Genomic DNA, 23,519 nt, shown 5'->3' on the forward strand with positions numbered 1-23,519 from the left:
CTATATGTGTCTAAAGGGGAAATTTTAATGTTTGCTGGTGTCTTTAACTCATAAATTGGATAGGGTCAGATGATCGATGGTCTTGCGACTAATGCTCGGTGCAAAAATGCGCTCAGCTGCAAGGCTCTATTTCGTGATCTGGCGCCAAGAGTTAAGGACATGAGGATTTCCGCCTGAAGTTATTCGACAGCGGCCCAATCACCGTGCTCTCGCAGCGCGGTTTTTTTTATATCCGTTTTCATGCTAACGATCTCGTTAACGATGGAAGCGGTATTGGAGCATATGTCGATCAAGACAGGAGTGGAACGCGCCCGCGTTCTATTCCTGTCTTTTTTTATACCCAAAATTAGAGGAGGCACGAAAGATGAATGAAGCATCGTGGAAAAGATTAGAGTTTGACAAGGTAAAGGCAGGAGTAGTGAGCTTCACGGTATCGCCAGCAGGCCGGGTATTGGCTGAACGGCTCGAGCCCAGCACAAAGCAGCGGCAAGTAGAAGCATGGCTGACCGAAACGGAAGAGGCGGCCCATTTGCTTGAAAGCGGAGCTAGTATTCCGTTATCTGCAATGGATGGCATCGACCCTTTTCTCGCGCTGCTCGGAAAAGGACGAATATATAACGAGCAGGAGCTGGAGCAACTGTCCATCTGGCTGATGTCCGTTTCACAAATGAAAAAATATATGAACAGCAAGCGTGAAATCGCGCCGACGATAGCGGCGTACGCCGAATCGATGCATGATTGTCCAGCGCTTAGGGAGGAGCTGAACCGCTGCATTCGGTACAGTATATTGACGGATCAAGCTAGCGCAGATCTTGCCTACATTCGCAGACATATCTATGCCTCCGAGGATAAAATTCAGAAAAAGATGGAGCATGCGTTAAACAAATACCGATCTTCCCTGCAGGAGCCAGTCATCAGCAAGCGCCGTGACCGGTTTGTAATTGCAGTGAAGAGGGAGCTGCGCAAGCAAGTGCCCGGCACCGTGTGGGATGAATCTGCAAGCGGCCAGACGTTGTTCGTCGAGCCACTAGATGCAGCCGAGCTTCAGGTCGAGCTGCAGCAGTGGAAAGCCGAGGAGGAGCGAGAACGCACCGTCATATTAGCTCGCTTGTCCGAGCTTGCAGAATCGTTCTCCTATGAGCTGCATCGCAACGTAGAGGCGATGGCTTCGTTTGACTTTATTACCGCTCGCGCTAAGCTTTCGCGATCCTATGATGGGAAGAAGATAAATTTATCCGATAAGCCCGTCATTCGTCTCCTTAACGCTCGTCATCCTTTATTAGGCCAAAGCAGCGTGCCCTTGGATGTTGAGCTAGGCTATCGCTGGAAGCAGCTTATTATTACTGGCCCGAATACAGGCGGCAAAACCGTAACCTTAAAAACAATTGGCTTGTTTGTGCTCATGGTGCAATCAGGTCTGCTAGTGCCGGCAGGGAAAGGGAGCGAGGTCGGCATATTCGAGCATGTGATCGCGGATGTGGGTGATGGTCAGAGTTTGGAACAATCGCTCAGCACGTTCTCCTCTCATATTACAGTTCTAAAGGAAATGATGAATGCGGCTGGGCCGCGAGCATTGCTGCTGCTTGATGAGCTGGCTGCCGGGACTGACCCAACCGAAGGGATCGCCCTCTCAATCGCTTTATTGGAGCAGCTGCTAAGTAGAGAGGCGCTCGCTGCGGCTACGACTCATTTTAACGAAATCAAAGCCTTCGCTTCTCGTACGGCAGGCTGTCAAAACGGAAAAATGGCGTTTGATGCGGATACGTTGAAGCCGCTCTATCGCTTAGAGATGGGGGAGGCCGGTGAAAGTCATGCTTTTGCAATAGCAAGGCGCATTGGGTTGCCGGAAGTAGTCATGCAGCGTGCGGAGCAGCTGCTAGTACGGAAGGGGTCTGCTGAGCCATCTGAAATGCAGATTGAGCTTCCTTACAATCCGGTGGACGCTCAGCCGTCAACAAAGGGATCAAGCGTAGTTCACAATCATTCCAGACTCTCGAAACAAACGAATGCAAATGATGAAGCTGTTCAGGTCAAAAAAACGGCGAAGCCTTTCGAGAAGGGAGATGCGGTATGGGTTTATCCGTTAAAGAGAATGGGTGTCGTGTATCGACCAGCCGATGAACGAGGGAATGTCATCGTACAGGTACAGGGCCAGAAGCTTACGTTCAACCATAAGCGAATTAAGCTGTATATCGCCAAAACAAAGCTATACCCGGGAGAGGAGTATGATCTGGATATCGTATTTGAATCGGTGGAAAATAGAAAAGCACGCAAGCTGATGAATCGAAAGCACGTGGACGGACTAACGATTGTAACGCCTGAGGAAGATATCTATTAGGGGTCTTCAAGAGGGAAGGAAATCGATAGCAGCAAGAAACAGCCGAGGCAGAGTGCCTCGGCTGTTTCATTGTATGTAGTTAATCGCGGCTCTGGATGACAAGCAATGCTCCCTCGCGTATTACAATTTTACCTGTATGCGACAGCAAAACATTACTGATGCCTAGCGACTGGCCAATGTTTAGCTCAGCATCAGTCAGCGGGTATTGGAAGCCGGTCAGCGTAATGCCTTCTACCCGCATCGTGAGCGGGAGCAAAGAAACGTTGGGATAACCAAGCTGTTCGATAGTGAGTTGATCCGTTACAAGTGAAATTTTGTTATGGTTGTCGATAATCGTGGCGCGAGCCTGCTGCTTGGCTGCCAGCGCAAGCAGATGTACATTCGCAAGCGAATGATCAAACCTCGTTCCAAGCGCTCCGAGCATGACAAGCTCACGGGGATGCATATCCAAGGCGAGACGTACCGCCATTTCTGTATCGGTGTAGTTTTTGTCAATAGGATCGCATGCAATCGTTTGACCGCTGTTCCTGCGGATTTCCAGCAGCTCATCCTCGGAAACCGAATCAAAATCGCCGATTGCAACATCGGGACGGAATCCCTGCGCAATAAGAAAGCGTGCTCCGCTGTCTGCTCCAATGAGCAAATCATCGGCTTTAATATGTTCCAGAGCCCAGGCACCTAACTGGCCGCCTGTGCAAATGACGATGCGTGGCTGCATAAAGATGTATCCTTTCTCCATGGAAAAATCGATTTCAATTTATTAAGTATAAAGCTAATGCTTTAATAAAAACTAGAGGAAACTGAATAATGCTCTTTTAGCTGCCTAAAATTATCGCGAAATTTGTCGTTGCGAAACCGCATCCACCCAGCTAAAATGGTGAAGGAAAGTACCGGCTTGTTGGGTAGGTACATGGACGGGAAGCGAGGAGCTACAGCTGTGAGTATGGACATCTTTGGAATTTTCAGTATTATCGGCACCATTGCATTCGCGGTCAGCGGAGCAATCGTTGCGATGGAAGAAGAGTACGACATACTTGGCGTATTCGTGCTAGGCTTAGTGACGGCGTTTGGGGGCGGTGTAGTACGAAATCTGCTGATCGGCATGCCGGTAACTTCACTTTGGAGCCAGGGCTATTTGCTGAAAATCGCGATTATCGCGATGACGATTGCCTTCGTGCTGCCAGTGGTATGGATTAAGCGGTGGCGGCGGAGTGAAGCTTTTTTTGATGCGATCGGCTTATCGGCCTTTGCGATTCAAGGTGCTCTTTACGCTACGCAGATGAAGCATCCGCTTAGCGCAGTGCTCGTTGCGGCGATGCTAACGGGAATTGGCGGCGGTATAATCCGCGACGTGCTTGCTGGACGAAAGCCGCTTGTGCTTAAGGATGAAATTTATGCGGTATGGGCGATGCTCGCAGGTTTAGTAATCGGACTCGGGTGGATTAAATCAAACTTGGAGCTATTATTTTTATTTGTCGTTATCATCGTCTTCCGCATGCTGTCCGTTTATTACAAGTGGAAGCTGCCGCGTCGCTCGCTTCATATTAATACAGCTGATGAACAGCAGAAGAGAGGCAACTGATGAATGCTCGCATATTGTTCGTTTGTTTAGGCAACATTTGCAGGTCTCCTATGGCAGAAGCGGTTATGCGCCATCAAGTGGAGCAAGCGAAGTTATCGGATCGGATCGAGGTTGATTCAGCAGGAACAGGCGACTGGCATTTGGGGCATCCGCCTCATGAGGGTACGCGGAAGCTGCTCGACCAGCACCAGATCGCGCACCAAGGAATGAAAGCCCGTTTAGTAACGTCTAGTGATTTTGCAGCATTTGATTATATCGTATGTATGGATACGAATAACCTGCGCGATGTGCGGAAGCTGATAAGCGATACGGAAGATGATAGGGAGCATGAACGTCTGTTTGCGTTTATGGAGCTTCTGCCTGATAAAGGAATGACTGATGTGCCAGTTCCTTATTACGATGGCAATTTTTCTTTCGTCTATGAGCTTGTAGAAAACGGCTGCAAGGAGCTGCTTAAGCGGGTTCGAGCGGATATGAATCTTAATTAAAATTTTATATTAGTTAAATAAAAGAAGAAGCTGTCTGCAGTCTCCATTTGAAGCCATCAGACAGCTTCTTCTTTGTTTCTTTACTCAACCTCGATAAAATAGGAAAGCGCTCGGTCTAGCTCTTTCTGCCAGAAGCCCCATTGATGCTTGCCGTCCTTCTCTTCATAGAAGATCGTCGCTTGCTTCAGCTCCAAGAGTGCCTTTGCATTGCGGTTCAATGCGACAAAGTCGAAGATGCCGCGATCGGTTTCGTATGCATCTTCCTGCAGTCCAACGATCATGTAGATCGTGAGCCAGCTAAGGTCGCCTGCTGCTGAAATGATATTTTGTGAAACGCCATAATAGGCGCCGGACAAGGACATGACGCGGGTAAAGAGATGGGGGTAGGACAGCGCCAAATGCAAGGAAACAGAGCCGCCTAATGAATCGCCCGCTAACAGCCGATGCTCGGGCTCTTGACGAACGGCATACTTTTCCTCTACGAATGGTATAAGCTCCTCTGCAAAAAAACGAATGTAAGCATCATGCCGGTTGCCGTCAGGGGTATATTCCTCCGTACGAAGCTTTTTGTCCACGTCGACGCCTACGATGATAAAGGGCTCAAGTCCCTCGTCCAAAATCAACCGCGTGGCGGTAGTCGCAATTCTGCCAAAGTTGAAAAAGTCTTCTCCGTCTTGGCAGTACACGACAGGATAGCTAAGCACTTCATTATAGCCAGGCGGAAGAAATATGCGTAAATTGCGAGCCTGCTCGGGCAAATAGCGGCTTGGCACCGTCTCCTTCACAATCGTTCTCTTTAAATATCGGTCATCTGTCATTTCTTTCTCTCCTTATGATTGGAATAGTTGAATGGAATGGTTCTGATGTGGGTAAACAATAGAAAGGCAATCAAGGGAATCGCATCTATTTCTAGTTTGTTGTATTATGCTGTTATACTAAAATATTAAGACTGTAGCATATACAATTTCTTAAGAGAATGATGAGAATCGGCGAAAAAACAACGGTTTTTTTGTTTTTTGCTTTGACCATTTTCTTAAACAGGTTTATAATAATTCTATAACAGAGGTAAATGTTTTTCAAATATTTCGATTGAGGTGAGCGTTCAAAATGAGCAAATTGCCATACGAAGTTCAAACAGAACCGGTTACTCCGCTTTCTGTCTTGTCACTCGAAGGGGAAGTTGTCAACCCGGATTTATTACCGGAATTGTCCGATGATCAATTAAAAGAAGTTATGTACCGCATGGTATTTACCCGTACTTGGGATGAGCGCGCTGTTAACCTTGGACGTCAAGGCAGACTCGGCTTTTATGCGCCAGTATCCGGCCAAGAAGCATCGATGGTCGGCAGCGAATACGCACTGAACAAAGATGATTTCATTTGCCCGGGCTACCGTGACATGCCTCAAATCGTTTGGCACGGCTTGCCGTTGTACCAAGCATTCCTATATTCGCGCGGTCATCAACAAGGCGGAAATATTCCGCAGGATGTACATGTGCTTATGCCGCAAATTATTATCGGCGCACAAATTTTGCATGCTACTGGCGTTGCAATGGCATTTAAGAAAAAGAACGAAAAGCGTGTAGCGATCACTTACACCGGTGATGGCGGTTCGTCGGAAGGCGACTTCTACGAAGGCTTGAACTATGCTGGCGCATACAAGCTGCCAGTTATTTATGTCGTTCAAAACAACGGCTACGCGATTACGACACCTTACGCTAAGCAAACAGGCGCTTTGTCGATTGCACATAAAGCTGTAGCAGCCGGCATCAAGGGCGTTCAAGTAGACGGAATGGACGTGCTTGCCGTTATCAAAGCCGTACAAGAAGCAGCAGAACGCGGCCGCAATGGCGAAGGCGCGACGCTGATCGAGCTCATGACTTACCGTTTCCGTCCGCACTCCATGGCGGATGATACGTCTAAATACCGTACGAAAGAAGAAGAAGCTGAGTGGGCACTTAAAGATCCGCTCGTTCGTTTCGGCAAATTTATGGAGCAAAAAGGCTTGTGGACGGAAGAGGACACAAACCGCGTGAAAGAAGAAGCAAAAGCTACAGTTAATGAGCACATCAAAAAAGCTGAAGCAGTTGAAAAAATGACTGTAGCAGGCTTGATCGATAGTATGTTCGAAACAACACCGCAATATCTGGAAGAGCAAAAGGCCGATTTTCAATAGTAGAGGAGGATCAGACGATCATGGCTCAAATGAATATGTTGGAAGCAATTCGCGATGCGATGCGCGTAGAACTTAAACGCGATTCAAACGTTGTCATCTTCGGTGAGGACGTAGGTAAGGTCGGCGGTGTATTCCGTGTGACAGAAGGTTTGCAGGATGAGTTTGGTGAAGAACGGGTATTTGATACGCCGCTTGCCGAATCAGCACTAGCAGGTATGGCAGTAGGGATGGGCCTGCAAGGCTTCCGTCCAATCGCCGAAATTCAATTCGTAGGCTTTATATATGAAGCTCTTGACCAAATGTTTGTACAAGCTGCTCGTATGCGTTACCGCTCCGGTGGACGCTACAACTCGCCAGTCGTATTCCGTACGCCTTTCGGCGGCGGCGTTAAAGCGGCTGAGCTGCACACGGATTCCCTTGAAGGTCTTGCTATTCAAACACCTGGTATCAAAGTTATCATACCTTCCAATCCTTACGATGCAAAAGGCTTGATGATCTCTGCTATCCGCGACAATGATCCTGTATTCTTCATGGAGCATTTGAACCTGTACCGCGCATTCAAGGCTGAAGTTCCTGAAGGCGAATATACCGTTGAAATCGGCAAAGCGAACGTCGTTCGCGAAGGTACAGACGTAACGATCATTTCATACGGCTTGATGGTTCATACAGCTGTCAAAGCTGCAGAAGAGCTTGAAAAACAAGGCGTGAGTGCAGAAGTTATCGATCTTCGCACACTGCTTCCGCTTGATATCGATACAATCGTTGCTTCGATCCAAAAAACGAACCGTGCAATCGTCGTTCAAGAAGCACAAAAAACATCCGGCGCAGCAGCTGAAATCATTGCCCAAATCAATGAAAAAGCAATCCTGCACCTAGAAGCGCCAGTACTTCGTGTAGCTGGACCGGATACCGTATATCCGTTTGCTCTAGTAGAGGATGCGTGGCTTCCTTCGGTAGCGCGTATCTCTGCAGCCGTACAAAAAGTACTAAACTTTTAAAGGAGGTTATACGCGGTGGCTAAATTCGAATATCGTTTCCCTGAGCTTGGCGAAGGCTTGCACGAAGGCGAAATCATCAAAGTGCATATCAAAGTCGGCGACACGGTTACAGATGATGACATTATTATGGAAGTTCAAAACGACAAAGCGATCGTTGAGGTACCTTGCCCGGTAAACGGGAAAGTGCTTGAAGTGCTCGTAAAAGACGGTCAAGTTTGCCACGTAGGCGAGATCGTTGCGATTATCGATGCGGAAGGCGAATTGCCTGAGCAAGCAGCACCTGCTGCTGAAGCTCCTAAAGCAGAAGCGCCGGCAGCAGCGGCTGCACCTGCAGCAGAAGCGCCAAAAGCGGAAGCGCCTGCTGCACCAGCGGCAACGACAGCTCCAAAAGCAACAGGCGGACTTGTGCTTGCAACGCCTAGCGTTCGCAAATTTGCACGCGAGCAGGGCGTAGACCTGACTCAAGTCGGCGGTACTGGCAAAAACGGACGTATTACTCGTGATGATGTGACTGGCTTTGGCGGCGCTCCAGCAGCAGTTGCTGCAAGCGATGCAGCTCCGGCAGCAGAACAACAAAGCAACACAGAGGTTAAAGCGGAAGCGAAGCCAGCAGCAGCAGCTTCAGGAACGGCTTACCGTCCAGAAGAGCGCGTACCGTTCAAAGGTATCCGCAAAATCATTGCAAATGCAATGTCTAAATCGGTGTATACAGCGCCGCACGTTACGATTATGGATGAGGTTGACGTCACCGAGCTTGTTGCACTTCGTGCCAAATATAAGCCATATGCCGAGAAAAAAGGCTCCAAGCTTACTTATCTGCCGTTCATCGTGAAAGCTCTTGTGGCTGCTTGCCGCGAGTTCCCGATCTTGAACGCTACGCTTGATGAGGCAAACCAAGAAATCGTATTGCGCAAATACTACAATATCGGTATCGCAACAGATACAGATAACGGCCTAATCGTTCCAGTTATCGAAGATGCAGACCGTAAAAACCTGTTCAAAATCGCGGATTCCATCCGTGATCTAGCTGCTCGCGGTCGCGACGGCAAGCTTGCTGCCAACGAGCTGAAAGGCAGCACGATTTCGATCTCGAACATTGGATCTGCAGGCGGTATGTTCTTCACTCCAGTCATCAACTTCCCTGAAGTTGCGATTCTTGGAACAGGCAGAATTACGGAGAAAGCAATCGTTCGCAATGGCGAAATCGTAGCAGCTCCTGTAATGGCTCTTTCACTCAGCTTTGATCACCGCCTCATTGACGGTGCAACAGCACAAAACTTTATGAATTACATCAAAACACTTCTGGGCCAACCAGAATTGTTCATAATGGAGGTATAAGACATGGTCGTAGGTGATGCTTCCCTAGATATTGACACTCTAGTAATTGGTGCGGGCCCTGGCGGTTACGTAGCCGCGATTCGCGCTGCTCAGCTTGGTCAAAACGTACTCATCGTGGATAAAGAATATGTAGGCGGCGTATGCTTGAACGTGGGCTGTATTCCATCAAAAGCACTTATTTCCGCATCGCATCAATATGAATCAATCAGCCACGCTTCTGCTTTCGGTATCGAAGTAGGCGAAGCGAAGGTTGATTTCACTAAAGTACAAGAGTTTAAAGCGGGTATCGTCAAAAAATTGACCGGCGGCGTTGCTTCTCTATTGAAAGCAAACAAAGTCCAATATTTCCAAGGCGAAGTGATGTTCATTAACGAAAACGAAGCGCGCGTATTCAACGATCAAGAAGCGCCGCGCTACCGTTTCAAAAACTGTATTATCGCTACTGGCTCACGCCCAATCGAGCTTAAAGCATTCCCTTACGGCGGCCGCATCGTATCGTCGACAGGCGCATTGTCCTTGCCGGAAATTCCGAAGAGCCTCGTTGTAATCGGCGGCGGCTACATCGGTATCGAGCTCGGTCAAATGTACTCGAAATTCGGTACTAAAGTAACCGTAATCGAAGGCTCCGACGCTATTTTGCCGGGCTTTGACAAAGATATGTCATCCATCGTTGCTAAGAAACTAAAAAGCACGAAAGTGGATATCATTACTGGCGCACAAGCAAAAGGCGCTGAGCAAACGGATAAAGACGTTACGGTAACGTATACCGTTGGCGACAAAGAAGAAAAAGTAACAGCTGATTACTTGCTTGTAACGGTTGGACGCCGTCCTAATACCGATGGCGAGCTTGGCCTCGACCTAATCAACGTGAAGCTGTCCGATCGCGGCCTAGTCGAAGTTGATGAGCAATGCCGTACGAACATTCCGCACATCTATGCGATTGGCGACATCATTGCTGGACCTGCGCTTGCGCACAAAGCGATGTATGAGGGCCGTATTGCTGCGGAAGCAATCTCGGGTCAATCAAGCGTTATCGATTATAAATGTGTTCCAGCCGTATGCTTCTCTGATCCAGAATGCGCAAGCGTTGGTCTCAGTGAGAAGGAAGCAAAAGACAAAGGCCATAACGTAAAAGTCGGCAAATTCCCGTTCGCGATCAATGGACGTGCAATGTCGCTTAACGCTAACGAAGGATTTGTTAAACTCGTATCCGACGCAGACTCCGGTCTAGTGCTCGGTGCGCAAATTATTGGCCTTGAGGCTTCCAATATGATCGCTGAGCTTGCTCTTGCAATCGAAATGGGTGCTACGCTTGAAGATATCGCGCTTACGATTCACGCGCATCCTACGCTTGGTGAGATCGTGCTTGATGCAGCTGAAGTTGCACTAGGCCATCCAATCCATACGTTTATCAAATAAATCGCACTAAATGTATCGTTTAGCGCTATTAGAGGTCACGCGGCTTACCAGCCGGCGGGGCCTCTTTGCGCATCAAGAGCTACCAATCGACAATTAGGGGGCATACGCAAGCATGGAACAAACGACGAAGCTGGCAAGCGAATCAAGAACGATTATGACGCAGCTCATTTTCCCTTTGGACACCAACCATTTCGATACGATGTTCGGCGGCAAGGTGATGGAGTATATGGATAAGGTAGCAGCCATTGCAGCTATGCGGCATGCTCGCATGCAGTCTGTAACCGCTTCGACGGACAGCCTTGATTTTGTGGCGCCAATTCGGGTAGGGGAAGTCATTGAGGTTGAGGCATTCGTTTCTTGGACGAATCGGAGCTCCATGGAAGTGTACGTGTCTGTACAATCGGAGAACTTATTTACTGCTGTTCGCAAAACGACAGTTACCGCTTTTTTTACATTCGTTGCGCTTGATGAGAACGGCAAGCCCGCCGTCGTCCCGACCGTCATTCCGGAAACGGAAGAGGAGAAGCGGCTTCATGCATCGGCGCCTGAGAGGCATGCGCTCAGAAAGAAACGAAAGCAGGACAGACAACGCGGATAATGATATAATAAGTTGTTATTTTTCTGATATTTGTTTCTTGATTGGGGGGCGATAACGATATGAGCAACAGCGAGACAACTTATTTGCAATTGTTGAAATATGTGCTAGAGAACGGAACGAAAAAAGAAGACCGTACGGGTACTGGTACGATTTCGACGTTTGGCTATCAAATGCGCTTTGACCTAAGCGAGGGATTTCCTTTGCTAACGACCAAACGCGTACCGTTTAGGTTAATTGCCAGTGAGCTTATTTGGTTTATACAAGGGGATACGAACATCCGTTATCTTCTTCAGCACAATAATAACATTTGGAACGAGTGGGCGTTCAAAAGATGGATCGAAAGCGCGTCTTATACGGGACCTGATATGACGAATTTTGGTCTTCGATCGCAATCGGATGCAGATTTCGCCAAAGTCTATGACGAGCAAATGGAACTCTTCAAGCAGCGGATATTGACTGATGATTCATTTGCGGCGGAATTTGGAGAGCTTGGCAATGTGTACGGCAAGCAGTGGCGGGACTGGAAGACTACCCAAGGCAGCACCATCGATCAGCTCAAGGACGTTGTTGAGACGATCAAAAAAAATCCGGATTCAAGGAGACTGATCGTCTCCGCTTGGAATCCAGAGGATGTGCCAAGCATGGCGCTGCCTCCTTGCCATACGATGTTTCAGTTTTACGTGACTAACGGCAAGCTGTCCTGCCAGCTGTATCAACGCAGTGCGGATATTTTTCTAGGTATTCCATTCAATATCGCAAGCTATGCTTTATTAACCCATATGATAGCTCATGAGTGCGGCCTTGAGGCAGGCGAGTTCATCCATACGCTTGGCGATGCCCATATTTATACGAATCATTTGGACCAAATCGACATTCAGCTTAGCCGAGAACCAAAGGCTTTGCCGAAGCTGAAGCTTAACGCTGACAAAAAAACGATCTTCGATTTTGCGGTAGAGGATTTGACCATTGAAGATTACGAGCCGCATCCGTCTATAAAAGCTCCGGTAGCCGTGTAGCGGATCTAAGCTGTTCGAGAGATAGAGAGGAGTTAGCCGCTATGACAATTACGTTAATTGCTGCAATGGATCGCAATCGTACCATTGGTATAGGAAATAAGCTGCCGTGGCGCCTGCCTGCTGAAATGGCCTATTTCAAAAGGATGACACTCGGGAAGACGGTGTTAATGGGTCGCAAAACGTTTGAATCGCTTCCTAAGCCTCTTGTTGACCGTCGGAATGTCGTACTGACGCGCCAGCAAAATTTTCAGCCAGAGGGCTGTGAAATCGTTCATTCAGTTGAGGAAGCGCTTGAGCTTTGCAAAAATGATGAGCTGATGGTAATAGGAGGCGCACATATTTATGCACAAATGCTGCCTTATGCGGATACGATATTGCTGACGGAAGTAGATACGATCATTGAAGGCGGCGATGCGTTCTTTCCAGCGTTCTCTGAGTTGCAGTGGCAGATCATGGAAAGCGATAGCAAGGCCAGCGACGAAAAGAATCGATATGCTTTTACGTTTCAAACGTTCAAACGGCGTGAAATGTAGCTTTTTTCGCTAGACACGAACATTTGACGAACGATATGTCATAAAGTGCAAATGATTGTGCGGATAATCCATTAACGACGTTAGGACTTGGATGCTAGGATGTTTAAAAATAGCAATCGAGTGCTTTAGACAAAATATTCGTTTTTGAGAAAGTTTAATATTGAATATTTGACGGATTCCCGATATAGTTTGAAAGAGAATCGTAACAGTGGTTAACGGGAAATATGGATGGAGGAATTGCGATCATGTCTACACCTACTGGTTTTATGGAATATCAGCGCGAATTGCCGGCCGATCGCGACCCGCTAGAGCGCATTAAAGACTGGCAAGAGTTTCATAAGCATTTTTCGGATGAGCAGCTAAAGACGCAGGGAGCTCGCTGCATGGATTGTGGTACGCCATATTGCCATACAGGAATTGAACTTGCAGGCTCTGTTTCGGGTTGTCCGGTCAACAATCTGATTCCCGAGTGGAATAACTTGATCTATCGCGGGTTGTGGCGCGAAGCGCTTGACCGTCTGCATAAAACGAACAACTTCCCTGAGTTTACAGGCCGCGTTTGTCCTGCGCCTTGCGAAGGATCTTGTACCGTTGGCCTAATCGGTGATGCGGTTACGATCAAAACGATCGAACAAGCCATTATTGATCGCGGCTTCGACGAGGGCTGGGTTGTTCCTCAGCCTCCGAAAGTACGCACAGGCAAGCGTATTGCTGTAGTAGGCTCTGGACCTGCCGGCATGGCTACCGCAGCTCAGCTTAACAAAGCGGGGCATACGGTAACGGTATACGAGCGCGCAGACCGCATTGGCGGCTTGCTCACTTACGGCATTCCTACCATGAAGCTTGAGAAGCATGTCGTTCAGCGCCGCGTTGATTTGATGGCAGCTGAAGGCGTTGAGTTTGTTGTCAATACGGAAATCGGCAAAGACATTACAGCGAATGAGCTTGTTGAAAAATTTGACGCAGTTGTACTTTGCGGCGGTTCGACTAGAGCGCGTGACGTTGAAATGGAAGGCCGTGATTTGAACGGCGTTCACATGGCTATGGACTACTTGAATGGCACGATCAAAAGCTATTTGGATTCCAACCTTGAGGAAGGCAAATATATTTCCGCTAAAGACAAGGACGTTATCGTAATTGGCGGCGGCGATACAGGTACGGACTGCGTGGCTACTGCACTGCGTCATGGCTGCAAATCGGTTACGCAATTCGGTACACATGCGAAAGCTCCGCTTGTTCGCGACAGCATAAACAACCCTTGGCCGCAATTCCCGAATGTGTACACGCTTGATTACGCGCAAGAGGAAGCGAAAGCACTATTTGGTGAAGACCCTCGGGCATTCTCCGTACTGACGAAGAAATTTGTCGGCGACGGCAATGGCAACCTGAAAGAGCTCCATACGGTTCAAATTGAGCGTACAGTAGATGAGACTGGACGTAAAATATATAGCGAAATTCCAGGAACGGAAAAAGTATGGCCTGCGGATCTCGTTTTCATCGCAGTAGGCTTTGAAGGTCCTGAAACGACGTTGATCGAGCAGCTTGGCCTTGCACAAGACCGCCGCACGAACGTGAAAGCAACTTACGGCAAATATACGACAAACGTTGACAAAGTATTCGCAGCAGGCGATATGCGTCGCGGTCAAAGCTTGGTAGTATGGGCAATTAACGAAGGTCGCGAAGCAGCCCGTGAGGTAGATAAGTATTTGATGGGTACTTCAATGCTTCCTTAATGAACGATAACAGGTTAATAGGATAGAAGAGAAGCGCCCTCGGGCGCTTTTCTTGCTGTGGAACACATTCGTTTATTAGAGAGAATAGGAGGAACGACATGATAAAATATGGGCTAGACCGAATAACAGAGCTTACATTCAGCTCCTTTCAACCTGCGATAGAACTAAGGAACGAGCAGTGGGTGGATATTGTTCTTCGCTTTGAGCTAGCTCCTGATACGGAAGTACCTGATGACCTCATAGACTTTACGGCACTCGTCATTAGTACCATTGACGGGACGATCGCTCAAATGGTGCCTCTTGATGAGGGCTGCGACTGCGAGTATCAGTTTACGGTGAGCGAGAAGGAGCAAATTGCTGCTTTTATTATGCAGCCGCATATTCAAGCTGAGATTCGCAAACTTAGCTCACTATCATAAGGAAAGATGTGGTAAAATAGGGTTGAGATGACGCGAAGGGGCGATTCGTCATGCCAGCCGATGAAGCATACGTTCTGTCTAAGGCAGACGTTCGGAACATTCGAAGCTACGTTCAGCACAAATACGCTGCGATGCCGCAGGAGAAACGGGCAGAGATCGTAGCGGATGCGGTCAAACGGATCATACATAAGCAATTGCCGAATTTCGAGAGCAGCGTGAAGCGATCCATCACGGAAACATTGATTCGAACAGCCGTTTTGGAGCGACAAAGACCAGTACGGGCTGAAGATATTTTTCAGGCCTGTTTGTTGCTGGACCGATCTGACACTCATATTTATGAGCCTTTCCATGAATGGGTCGAGCTGAAGCTGAATGTAAGCTGTATGAAGCCCGTCATGCAGCGTCTAATGGACGAGCTGTCATCTTCAAGGGAGCAATCGGACTTCTCGCCTGCTGAGGCTGAGAACGGCCTTTTGACGCAGCTGAGAGGTTTACTAATAGCAGAAGGTGCCCAGGTTCGTGTTGAATCAGCTGCTGCGGGCACTGCCGAAGTAATTGCACTACCCACCGCTGGGTGGATGAATCCAGCAACTCGTAAGACAAGAGCAAGAGCTTACATGTATAGTGCATTATGCGTGCTCTTAATCATAACTACCTTATTTTATGGCAGGTCTTTAAGCAAGCCTTCCGAGCATAAGCTTCAGCCGACTGTTGCTGTGAAGCCTGCTCAGAAGCTGGCGGTACCTTCAGACGGGCTCCCTGCTGAGCTCCGTTATGTTGATATTGACCAGGCGCGATTGATTGATTTTTTGGAGAGCAAATCATCCATATTGGCTGAGAAGCACTATTTTGACGCTATTGTCAAAGCCGCCAAAAGCTTCGATATTCATCCTGTCGTGTTGTTTGCCATTACAGGCCAAGAACAGGGCTTTGTGCCGAAGACGAATAAACTGCATAAGCAGATCGCTAATAATCCCTTTAACGTTTTTCACAGCTGGAAGGAATTTAATACGAATATCGGACAATCCTCAGAGATCGCAGCGCGAACGGTATTCAACTTAAGCAAGGACCGGCCTGCGGATGTGGACCCGTTCACATGGATCAATCGGAAGTATGCGGAGGACCCAAAATGGTCAGACGGTGTCCGCTCTATTTTCACCACCATTAAGGCTTATTTGGAAGCTCCGTCAACTGGCGAGTAGAGATAGTTCCTGGTTCGTTTGAGCCATTATACAGTGAACCCATTTGGGACAATCATCCCATTGGGTTTTATTTTTTTTGACGGCACTTGTCGCTGCGAAGACGAAAAAGGATTCCTTTTTGGACGAGAAGTCTGTAAAATGTTTAGAGGCAAGGCTGTGCGAGGCTTGTTATTGTTATGTATGGGTGGGTGGCACAATCAGCTGCGCTTATGAAATGCTTAAAGAAGGAGCGATTATCTTTTGAAGACATTAATCATTGCGGAAAAACCGGATATGGGCAGAAATATTGCAGCCGCAATCGATCCCAAAGCAAAAAATCACCGTTCCTACATAGAAGGCGAACAATATATTATTACGTGGGCAATCGGGCATTTGATCGGGCTTGCGGAGCCCGATGCTTACGACGATCGATATAAGAAGTGGAACATCAACGATCTCCCGATCATTCCGTCTCAATTCAAGCTGGTGCCTAACAAAAAAACGATCGATCAGCTTAAAGTCATCGGCGATCTTGCCAAACGCAGCAATTTGCTCGTCAATTCCTGCGATGCGGGGCGGGAAGGGCAATATATTTTTTCGCTTATTCAGCGGCATCTGAGGCTTAGTCAGCCGGTAAAGCGGCTGTGGATCTCGGATCTTACGCCGGAGACGATTCGCAAAGGGTTCGCCGAGCTGAAGGAGGGAGCCGAGTACGAGAATTTGACGCGTGCGGCCACGGCAAGAAGCGAAGCGGATTGGCTAATTGGAATGAACGGCTCGCGCGCCTTCACGACCAAGCATAATGTGCTGCTCTCTGTCGGCAGAGTACAGACGCCTGTACTCGCGCTCATTTACGACCGACAGAAGCAAATTGAGGCGTTCTCGTCCTTGAAGTTTTTTGAGCTGGAAGGACATTTCTCGCAAAATGAAATGTCATACCGAGGCATGTGGCAGGCCGAAAGAATGACCGATCAAGCGAAGGTTGAAGCCGTCGCAGCCAAGGTGAAGGGCAAGCAGGGACGGATTTCGTCTTATGAGGTGAAGGAAACGAAGGAGTACCCGTTCAAGCTTTATGATCTTACGCTGCTTCAGCGCGAAGCGAACGGCAAATATGCATTTTCTGCGAAAAAAACGTTGGATACGGCGCAAGCGCTATATGAAAAGCATAAAGTCATCTCTTATCCGAGAACGAACTCGAACTATGTGACGGAGCAGAACATTCCAGAGATGCACAAAACGCTGAATGCGCTGCAGGGCACAAGCTATGATGAGCTTGTAAAAGGGGCGAATCGCAGTCTTGTCCACAAGGGAAACAAGTTTATTTGCAACCCGGCTAAGGTAGAGGATCACCATGCTATCCTGCCTACGAATCGCAAAGCAAACGGGCTAAGCCCGGATGAGCAGAAGCTTTATGACTTGATCGTTAGGCGATTTCTGTCCCAGTTCTATCCGCCTGCTGAATATAAGGTGCACACCGTCTTGACCGAGGTAGAGAACGAGATGTTCAAGACAACGGTCAAGGAGCTGCTGAGCTTGGGCTGGAAGGTTATCTATGCCGATCAGAAGAAGGAAAAGGCAAAGTCGACGGCCAAAGGCAAGGATAAGGAAGAAGCAGAGGAAGAGGAAATAGAGGTAAATGAGCCATTCTCGATCTCGGCAGAAGAGGGGATCGCCTGTAAGGATGCCGTCGTGAAGGAGAAGGATACGCAGCCTCCGAAGCATTACACGGAAGGCACGCTGCTAAAGGCAATGGAAAGCGCGGGCAAGCAAATTGAGGACGAGGATGTTCGGGATGCGATGAAGGACTCGGGTCTTGGCACGCCTGCGACGCGCGCAGCAACGATTGAACGGCTCAAAAATGTCGGGTATATCGATATGCAGGGGAAGAAAATTCAAGTGACGCAAAAGGGCCGAACCGCTATAGAGCTCATTAGAGGTGCGGGAATCGACCTGCTTACCTCTCCGGAGATGACCGGACTATGGGAGCGGCGCCTGAATGAAATATCAAGAGGGACGGCCTCTGATGGACAGTTTATGGAGAACGTGAAAAAGTTCGCAACGATGATTGTCGACAAGGTTCGTGTGCAGTCGCGTGCTGCGAAAACCTCGTTTGAAAGCGAAGCGCCGGCTCCTGGCAAAGGAGCAGCGGGCAATGCGGCGGCTGCTCCGCGCAGCCGCGCAACGAGAGCGAAGGCGGCTGGAACAGCAACAGCGCAGAAGAGCGCAGCTTCTTCTAGTGCGCCTACAGTGATCACAACCTGTCCGCGTGCGGGCTGCGGCGGGTCAATCTTTATGGGGCGCAAAGGCTATGGCTGCTCACATTATAAGGAAGGCTGCAAATTCGTCATTTGGAAGGAAAGCTTCGGACGAAGTCTAACCGATTCTCAGGTGAAGGCACTCGTTGAAAAAGGAAAGACGACGAAGCTGAAGCTTGAGCTTGCAGACGGCACGCCAGGAGAAGGCCGAATCGTGCTTAGAAATGTAGATACAGGTGAGCTTGCCATTGAGCAGTGACAGGCCGCTGCTCAGAACAAATAGACTCGAATCCGCCCTCATGTGCTTGCGAGGTGGATTCGAGTCTATTTTATTGCCTGCCTTATCGGTTCACATAACCATGAATGGCGTCAGGCACATCCTTAAGGTGATCCAGCGTCAAGAAGGCGCCTTTAGGCTCGATTTCGATCTGAATAATATTGAATTCCCACTCAGCCACTGCGCGCATATGAATGGCATGGATGCCAGCCGTTAATGCAGGCACAACATCAGTCCGTATAGAGTTGCCTACCATCCAGGTGCTGTTGCGGTCGAACGTACCTTTGGATAAAATGCTTTCCAAGGCGTCGCTATTTTTCAAGTGACGGATATAGATGCGTGAACCAAAGTAGCGCTCCAAATTCATTTTCTCAATTTTGCGACGTTGAATCGGCAGCTCGCCGCCTGTGTACAGGTGAAGCTCATGGCCAGCCTCTGCAAGCGAGAAAAGCGTTTGCTCCATATTGGGATAGGGCTCTGTATCATGCTCGTAGACGCTCAGACCAAGCTTCCATAGAAAGTTCTCTTCACTTGTAGAGCGTTTGCGTCCCGTTAAGTGAGAGTAGTGAATGTAAGTGTCGACAAAGGATTGCGGAAAGTGTTCGCTCTTAAAGCCAAACACGGCTACTGCTGCAATGTCGATCTCCATTTGCTTATCCCGTATCGCTTGTGCGGTGACGAGCGGCGAGGTGCCGAACCAAGTAGTCATCGCATCAATAAATTGATCGATCACGAGGTAAAAGTATTTATTACAGTGAATTAACGTATCATCTAGGTCAAACATAATCTGTTGCTTCATATAAGCGATCTCCTTTGCGGAACTTGGAACTGTATGATCAATCTACCGCAATTGGAGGGGGTGAGTCAATGTGCGAAACACCAGCAGATAAACTTTTTACATAGTTATCCAATAATATCGGCATAATGATAGTGGAGGTGATTGGATTGGCATTTAACAAAAACAGCAAAACGGATAATCGTCAAAATCATTCTAGCTCGCAAGGACAAGCGGGCAAGCTAAAAACCGATAAATTCGCGAAGCGCCCGCCAAGCTTAAACGGCATTAACAAACAGCTTCCTTAGTAAGAACGAATGGTTAAGCAACGTAAAAAGGAGAGCTTATCGTGTCTGCTCTCCTCTTACTGAATCTATGCATATTTAAGCTGTGAAGCTCTTAATTGATTCTTTATAAAATCGATGCGCCTGCGAACATAAAAGTCCTTGCTGGCGCCCTTCAAATCTTTGGGAGTGATCACCTCCTCTGCAACATTATCAATGATGATAAGCCGTCCATCGGCGTAAAACTTAAACGTTAAATCGCGTCCAGGACGTCCATTCTCTAAATAACGGAAATTTTCGCAGATGTTACTCATGGTGATCAGGCCTCCTTCAAATGGTTGAATTCGATGATCAATAGAACGTTTGTTCTTGTTTTTAATTATACCAAACATTTGTTCGTATGGAAACTGTTTTTTGTTTGACGTAAACTAGATTCATAGAGGCAGTTGCTGCAAACAGAAGGAGCGCGGAAAATGATCAGAATAAAGAACCTATCCAGACGAATTCCAGGTGGGCCGAAGGTGCTTGACGATATTAGCTTCGAGGCTTATCCAGGTGACTTTATTGCTATAAAAGGCGATAGCGGGAGCGGGAAGTCAACGCTGTTACGCTGCCTTGCTTTGCAGGAAAAGTGGAGCGAGGGCACCTATCAATTCGATGGCAAGGATATTTTCAAGGAGGGCTTCTCGGGCAAGCTTAAAGTAAAGCAAGAGGTTGCTTACGTAGAAGAAAAACCGTTTCTGTTCCCTAATAAGACGGGACTCAAAAATGTAATTATCGGCTCCGTCACGCAAACGCCTGCTTGGCGCAGATGGACAGGCATGGTGCGAAATGACGATTATATGGGCGCTATGGATATGATCGAGAAGCGCGGACTGCTTGAAAAAGCGCATCAAAAGGCCAGTACGCTAAGCGGCGGAGAACGTCAGCGGATGGCAATTGCTAGAGCGCTTGTTCATGGAGCCAAAGTTATTGCGGCAGATGAGCCGGTATCAGGCCTTGACCCGCATACGGCAGATCAGGTGCTAACGGATTTGAAAGCGCTATGCAAGGAGCAAGGTGTCATGGTCATCGCAGTTATGCATCAGGGCGACTGGGCAGAGCGGTTCGCGGATCGCATTCTCGGCTTAAAAAATGGCAAGCTGGTGCTCGACGTTAGCGGCAGAAGACTGACCGAACGCGAGAAGGCGCTGCTGTGAGCAAAATTGAGCTGCGCTTGATAGCAGTAGAGGAGCTTGAGGACGCTATTTCACTTGAACAGAGCTGTTATACGCCTGAAGCGGCGGCAACGCTGGCAGGCTTTCAATATCGTTATGAGCATTATCGGCCATATTTTTGGTCAGCTTGGGACGGGGATCAATTAGCAGGCATTACGAATGGCATACGTACAGCGCAGAACGCTTGCGGCGATGAAATGAAAGGCGTTCAGGCCGATTCACTAGCGGGAAGCAACTTTTGCGTGCTAACGGTTGCGGTAGATAAGGGCTATCGCAGGCAAGGGATCGGAGCTTTATTGCTTCGAAGACTCGTGAAGCAGTGCGAAGAGAGCGGCATCGATACGATTATTCTGATGTGCGAGCAGCATCTGATTCCATTTTACGAGGCAGAGCAGTTTGCGCTGCGGGGCGTTTCGTCCTCCACGCATGGCGGCATCGTTTGGTATGAGATGAGCCGTGCTTTGCATACAATGGAGCATCTTACCGAATAGGAAGGTGTCTTCATCATGCCATTTCAATCGCCTGTCGTCGTACAAACTGCCAAGGCTGATTTTCCAAAAGCGGAGCTGTCACTGCCTTATATAAGCGGGGGAAAAAGCGAGGCAGCAGATAAGAAAATAAACCATACGATCCATCAGGCCGTACAGCAGCTCGTTCACAATCAGGGCTCATTGGACGATCCAAGGGCTCAGATGCTGGGCTATTTTGAACAAAAGAACAATCAAAAGGATTATCTCAGCCTATCGTTGTTTAATTACGCCTTCACAGGCGGGGCGCATGGCTTGACGCTGCAGCAATCGCTGACCTTTAAGCAATCGACAGGGCAAACCTATACGCTGGCTCAGCTTTTTAAACCGGGAGCAGATTATGTCGGTCGGATAAGCGCCATCGTAAGTGCACAAATCAAGGAGCGGAAGATTGATACGCTTGAACCGTTTACATCCATACGGCCCGACCAAGACTATTATGTGGCCGATCGCTCGCTCGTCATTTACTTCCAGCTCTACGAGCTGGCGGCGTATGTTTATGGCTTTATATATTTTCCGATATCCGTCTACGAGCTGCAGGATATTATTAATGAGGATGGCCCTCTTGGTCCGATGCTAGTAAACGACTAGTATGGCTAATGCCTATTTTGGCTAAGCTGCAATCTGCCGCAAAGCTATAAGGAGACAACGAATTGATTTATTTTCTTCTACTCATCACCGCAGCAGTGCTTGCCGCTATTTCGATTGTCTTCTACTATCAGCGTAAGAGGGAAAAGAAGCAGCGTCTCATCAAAGATAGGCCAAAGGTACAACCCTCAAAAACGACGAGTACAATTGCAACAAAGCAAATGGATTCTAACTCGAATGCGGATGCAAGCGGGTTAGCCATAAGCGTCCATACGCATATGGCGAATCAAAAAAGAGCTATATTGGTTGTAGACGATCAACTTGCCATTCGAATGATGCTTGCTGAATTATTTACGTCTCAGGGCGTTGAGGTTTATGAGGCCAGCAATGGGAGCATCGCGCTGGAGCTGTTTGAAAAGCATACGGTTCACTGCGTTTTGCTCGATTTGCGAATGCCGGATACAGACGGAGTCGAGGTGCTTCGCGAGATAAGAAACCTATCAGCAGAGGTGCCCGTCATACTCATTACGGCTTATGCTGATCCTGAAAAATTGGAAGCTGCGGAGATGTTCGGCATAAGCAAATGCATCACCAAGCCTTTTGATATTATGGAATTGAAGGAGGAGGTTCTACGTTTGCTTGAGCAATACGGCAAGCAAGCGTAAGGTGAGGCCTCAGAAAGATTGCTTCGCATCTAATAGGATGCGAGGTTTTTTTTGTTCCAGCTGAAACGGGTCTCCATTGCATGCCGACTGCAAACGGCTCATACAGTTACGTATGGAGGTGGACGTATGATCGAAATGATCGTTGGCGTTCAACTGCTGTATGCGGTATTTCGCTGCTTTCAAACGTTTGAAATATAGGAAATATTCCGACTATTTAAAAAACATTTCCCGGGGAAGCGCAATAAGCTACATGAAAGAGAGCTTTTCGACATGCAAAGGGGAAAGCTGTAATAAAACATGTCGAAAGCGTTTGCATTGATATAATAACCCACATTAATTATTAATGTGGTTATATCTCTTTGCCAACATCTCCCTCCCAAGATTATAATAGTCAAATAAGAGATTCGAATAGGAGGAATCTGGGATAATGACAACACAATTGTCGGAGGCAAGCCTCGTATCATTGAATGTCGGCAAGCCTGTGGCCGTTGCGCATGGTTCAAAAGAGGTTATAACGGGTATCTTCAAGCAGCCTTCAGAGCTTTCGCATTTGCTCACCTTTACAGGGCTGCAAGGCGATGGGCAAGGCGATATGGTCAATCATGGCGGTCCGGATAAGGCGGTCTGCGTTTATTTTGAGAAGCGTTATTCCTATTGGCGAGATCTGCTCGATAAACCACTTGATTATGGAGCCTTCGGAGAAAATTTCACATTATCGAATTGGACGGAGGACGATTTGTGTATAGGCGATATCGTTCAAGCTGGTGAAGTCATCCTTCAAGTGAGTCAGCCCAGGCAGCCCTGCTTTAAGCTGGGTATAAGGCATCAGATGCCGGAATTACCGGAAAATGTTCAGCGCAATGGCTATACGGGATTTTATTTCCGAGTGCTTCAAGAGGGCAGCATGACGGCAGGAACGATGTTTTCCTTGACTCATAAACACCCTGCGCGCAAGTCGATTACAGAAGCTAACCGTGTGATGTACGTAGATAAAGAAGATATAAAAGGCATTCGTGAGCTGCTTGACATTAAAGAGCTTGCGGCGAGCTGGCAGCAGCAGCTAGGAAGTAGGCTAGAAAAGCTGATGATGGAAGAGCAAGGAGGATAAGAGGG

Annotated in this window: 25 protein-coding genes; 21 read left to right on the top strand and 4 right to left on the bottom strand. The window is 48.1% G+C overall.

All coding sequences use genetic code 11. The features are described 5' to 3' along the window. Positions 1-364: 364 nt before the first annotated feature. On the top strand, positions 365-2,338 hold the full coding sequence (locus AC1TPC_RS05395; protein ID WP_482065826.1) for an endonuclease MutS2: 1,974 nt from the start codon (positions 365-367) through the stop codon (positions 2,336-2,338). A 79-nt stretch (positions 2,339-2,417) separates the two neighbouring features. Here AC1TPC_RS05395 and AC1TPC_RS05400 read toward each other — a convergent pair whose 3' ends face one another. Then, complete coding sequence (locus AC1TPC_RS05400) at positions 2,418-3,056, bottom strand: thiamine diphosphokinase (protein WP_482065827.1); 639 nt, start codon at positions 3,054-3,056, stop codon at positions 2,418-2,420. A gap of 225 nt (positions 3,057-3,281) precedes the next feature. Here AC1TPC_RS05400 and AC1TPC_RS05405 point away from each other — a divergent pair, with 225 nt between their 5' ends. Both AC1TPC_RS05405 and AC1TPC_RS05410 read left to right on the top strand, forming a co-directional pair. Further along, positions 3,282-3,920: a trimeric intracellular cation channel family protein gene (locus tag AC1TPC_RS05405; RefSeq protein WP_482065983.1), complete on the top strand. Its 639-nt coding sequence runs from the start codon at positions 3,282-3,284 to the stop codon at positions 3,918-3,920. After that, positions 3,920-4,408 (top strand): low molecular weight protein-tyrosine-phosphatase, encoded by a 489-nt coding sequence (locus tag AC1TPC_RS05410; protein ID WP_482065828.1) that lies wholly within the window; start codon positions 3,920-3,922, stop codon positions 4,406-4,408. Before AC1TPC_RS05405 ends, AC1TPC_RS05410 begins: the two co-directional genes overlap by 1 nt. Positions 4,409-4,488: 80 nt before the next feature. Here the strand turns inward: AC1TPC_RS05410 and AC1TPC_RS05415 are convergent, their stop codons facing one another. Continuing rightward, positions 4,489-5,226: an alpha/beta hydrolase gene (locus AC1TPC_RS05415; RefSeq protein ID WP_482065829.1), complete on the bottom strand. Its 738-nt coding sequence runs from the start codon at positions 5,224-5,226 to the stop codon at positions 4,489-4,491. A gap of 289 nt (positions 5,227-5,515) precedes the next feature. Between AC1TPC_RS05415 and pdhA the strand changes: the two genes are divergently transcribed. From pdhA to AC1TPC_RS05470, 11 genes are all read left to right on the top strand, one after another. Next, positions 5,516-6,583: a pyruvate dehydrogenase (acetyl-transferring) E1 component subunit alpha gene (gene pdhA / locus AC1TPC_RS05420; protein WP_482065830.1), complete on the top strand. Its 1,068-nt coding sequence runs from the start codon at positions 5,516-5,518 to the stop codon at positions 6,581-6,583. 20 nt (positions 6,584-6,603) lie between these two features. Next, on the top strand, positions 6,604-7,581 hold the full coding sequence (locus tag AC1TPC_RS05425; RefSeq protein ID WP_482065831.1) for an alpha-ketoacid dehydrogenase subunit beta: 978 nt from the start codon (positions 6,604-6,606) through the stop codon (positions 7,579-7,581). 15 nt (positions 7,582-7,596) lie between these two features. Then, positions 7,597-8,919: a dihydrolipoamide acetyltransferase family protein gene (locus AC1TPC_RS05430; RefSeq protein ID WP_482065832.1), complete on the top strand. Its 1,323-nt coding sequence runs from the start codon at positions 7,597-7,599 to the stop codon at positions 8,917-8,919. A 3-nt stretch (positions 8,920-8,922) separates the two neighbouring features. Then, complete coding sequence (gene lpdA, locus AC1TPC_RS05435; RefSeq protein WP_482065833.1) at positions 8,923-10,338, top strand: dihydrolipoyl dehydrogenase; 1,416 nt, start codon at positions 8,923-8,925, stop codon at positions 10,336-10,338. A gap of 112 nt (positions 10,339-10,450) precedes the next feature. Next, positions 10,451-10,936 carry an acyl-CoA thioesterase gene (locus AC1TPC_RS05440; RefSeq protein ID WP_482065834.1) on the top strand — a complete coding sequence of 162 codons (486 nt, stop codon included), beginning with the start codon at positions 10,451-10,453 and terminating at the stop codon, positions 10,934-10,936. 59 nt (positions 10,937-10,995) lie between these two features. Next, positions 10,996-11,952, top strand: coding sequence for a thymidylate synthase (locus AC1TPC_RS05445; protein WP_482065835.1), 957 nt, complete (start codon positions 10,996-10,998; stop codon positions 11,950-11,952). 41 nt (positions 11,953-11,993) lie between these two features. Next, positions 11,994-12,485: a dihydrofolate reductase gene (locus tag AC1TPC_RS05450; RefSeq protein ID WP_482065836.1), complete on the top strand. Its 492-nt coding sequence runs from the start codon at positions 11,994-11,996 to the stop codon at positions 12,483-12,485. Between the two features lie 245 nt (positions 12,486-12,730). Further along, the gene (locus tag AC1TPC_RS05455; protein ID WP_482065837.1) at positions 12,731-14,218 is read left to right on the top strand and encodes a glutamate synthase subunit beta; all 1,488 of its coding nucleotides are present in this window, start codon (positions 12,731-12,733) and stop codon (positions 14,216-14,218) included. A gap of 98 nt (positions 14,219-14,316) precedes the next feature. Further along, positions 14,317-14,637 carry a hypothetical protein gene (locus tag AC1TPC_RS05460; protein ID WP_482065838.1) on the top strand — a complete coding sequence of 107 codons (321 nt, stop codon included), beginning with the start codon at positions 14,317-14,319 and terminating at the stop codon, positions 14,635-14,637. Positions 14,638-14,687: 50 nt separating this feature from the next. Further along, complete coding sequence (locus tag AC1TPC_RS05465; RefSeq protein WP_482065839.1) at positions 14,688-15,839, top strand: hypothetical protein; 1,152 nt, start codon at positions 14,688-14,690, stop codon at positions 15,837-15,839. 240 nt (positions 15,840-16,079) lie between these two features. Beyond that, positions 16,080-18,332: a type IA DNA topoisomerase gene (locus AC1TPC_RS05470; protein WP_482065840.1), complete on the top strand. Its 2,253-nt coding sequence runs from the start codon at positions 16,080-16,082 to the stop codon at positions 18,330-18,332. Between the two features lie 82 nt (positions 18,333-18,414). On the opposite strand, the gene AC1TPC_RS05475 is transcribed toward AC1TPC_RS05470, so the two are convergent. Then, positions 18,415-19,149: an HAD family hydrolase gene (locus AC1TPC_RS05475; RefSeq protein ID WP_482065841.1), complete on the bottom strand. Its 735-nt coding sequence runs from the start codon at positions 19,147-19,149 to the stop codon at positions 18,415-18,417. 146 nt (positions 19,150-19,295) lie between these two features. Here AC1TPC_RS05475 and AC1TPC_RS05480 point away from each other — a divergent pair, with 146 nt between their 5' ends. Further along, positions 19,296-19,433 carry a hypothetical protein gene (locus AC1TPC_RS05480; protein WP_482065991.1) on the top strand — a complete coding sequence of 46 codons (138 nt, stop codon included), beginning with the start codon at positions 19,296-19,298 and terminating at the stop codon, positions 19,431-19,433. A gap of 65 nt (positions 19,434-19,498) precedes the next feature. Here the strand turns inward: AC1TPC_RS05480 and AC1TPC_RS05485 are convergent, their stop codons facing one another. Continuing rightward, complete coding sequence (locus AC1TPC_RS05485) at positions 19,499-19,723, bottom strand: hypothetical protein (protein ID WP_169081557.1); 225 nt, start codon at positions 19,721-19,723, stop codon at positions 19,499-19,501. Between the two features lie 159 nt (positions 19,724-19,882). On the opposite strand from AC1TPC_RS05485, the gene AC1TPC_RS05490 reads away from it, so the two are divergent. From AC1TPC_RS05490 to AC1TPC_RS05515, 6 genes are all read left to right on the top strand, one after another. After that, the gene (locus AC1TPC_RS05490) at positions 19,883-20,608 is read left to right on the top strand and encodes a phosphonate ABC transporter ATP-binding protein (protein WP_482065842.1); all 726 of its coding nucleotides are present in this window, start codon (positions 19,883-19,885) and stop codon (positions 20,606-20,608) included. Further along, positions 20,605-21,117: a GNAT family N-acetyltransferase gene (locus AC1TPC_RS05495; RefSeq protein ID WP_482065843.1), complete on the top strand. Its 513-nt coding sequence runs from the start codon at positions 20,605-20,607 to the stop codon at positions 21,115-21,117. The genes AC1TPC_RS05490 and AC1TPC_RS05495 overlap by 4 nt, the downstream gene beginning before the upstream one ends. A 15-nt stretch (positions 21,118-21,132) precedes the next feature. Next, positions 21,133-21,744, top strand: coding sequence for a DUF3298 and DUF4163 domain-containing protein (locus AC1TPC_RS05500; RefSeq protein WP_482065844.1), 612 nt, complete (start codon positions 21,133-21,135; stop codon positions 21,742-21,744). 62 nt (positions 21,745-21,806) lie between these two features. After that, entirely contained in the window at positions 21,807-22,406 is a 600-nt protein-coding gene (locus tag AC1TPC_RS05505; RefSeq protein ID WP_482065845.1) for a response regulator, read from the top strand. A 51-nt stretch (positions 22,407-22,457) separates the two neighbouring features. Beyond that, complete coding sequence (locus AC1TPC_RS05510) at positions 22,458-22,604, top strand: hypothetical protein (protein WP_482065846.1); 147 nt, start codon at positions 22,458-22,460, stop codon at positions 22,602-22,604. Positions 22,605-22,833: 229 nt separating this feature from the next. Then, a complete protein-coding gene (locus AC1TPC_RS05515) occupies positions 22,834-23,514 on the top strand; it encodes an MOSC domain-containing protein (protein WP_482065847.1) in 681 nt (226 codons plus the stop codon). The last annotated feature ends 5 nt before the right edge of the window (positions 23,515-23,519 follow it).

The sequence above is a fragment of the Paenibacillus sp. Y280 genome (assembly GCF_056786335.1).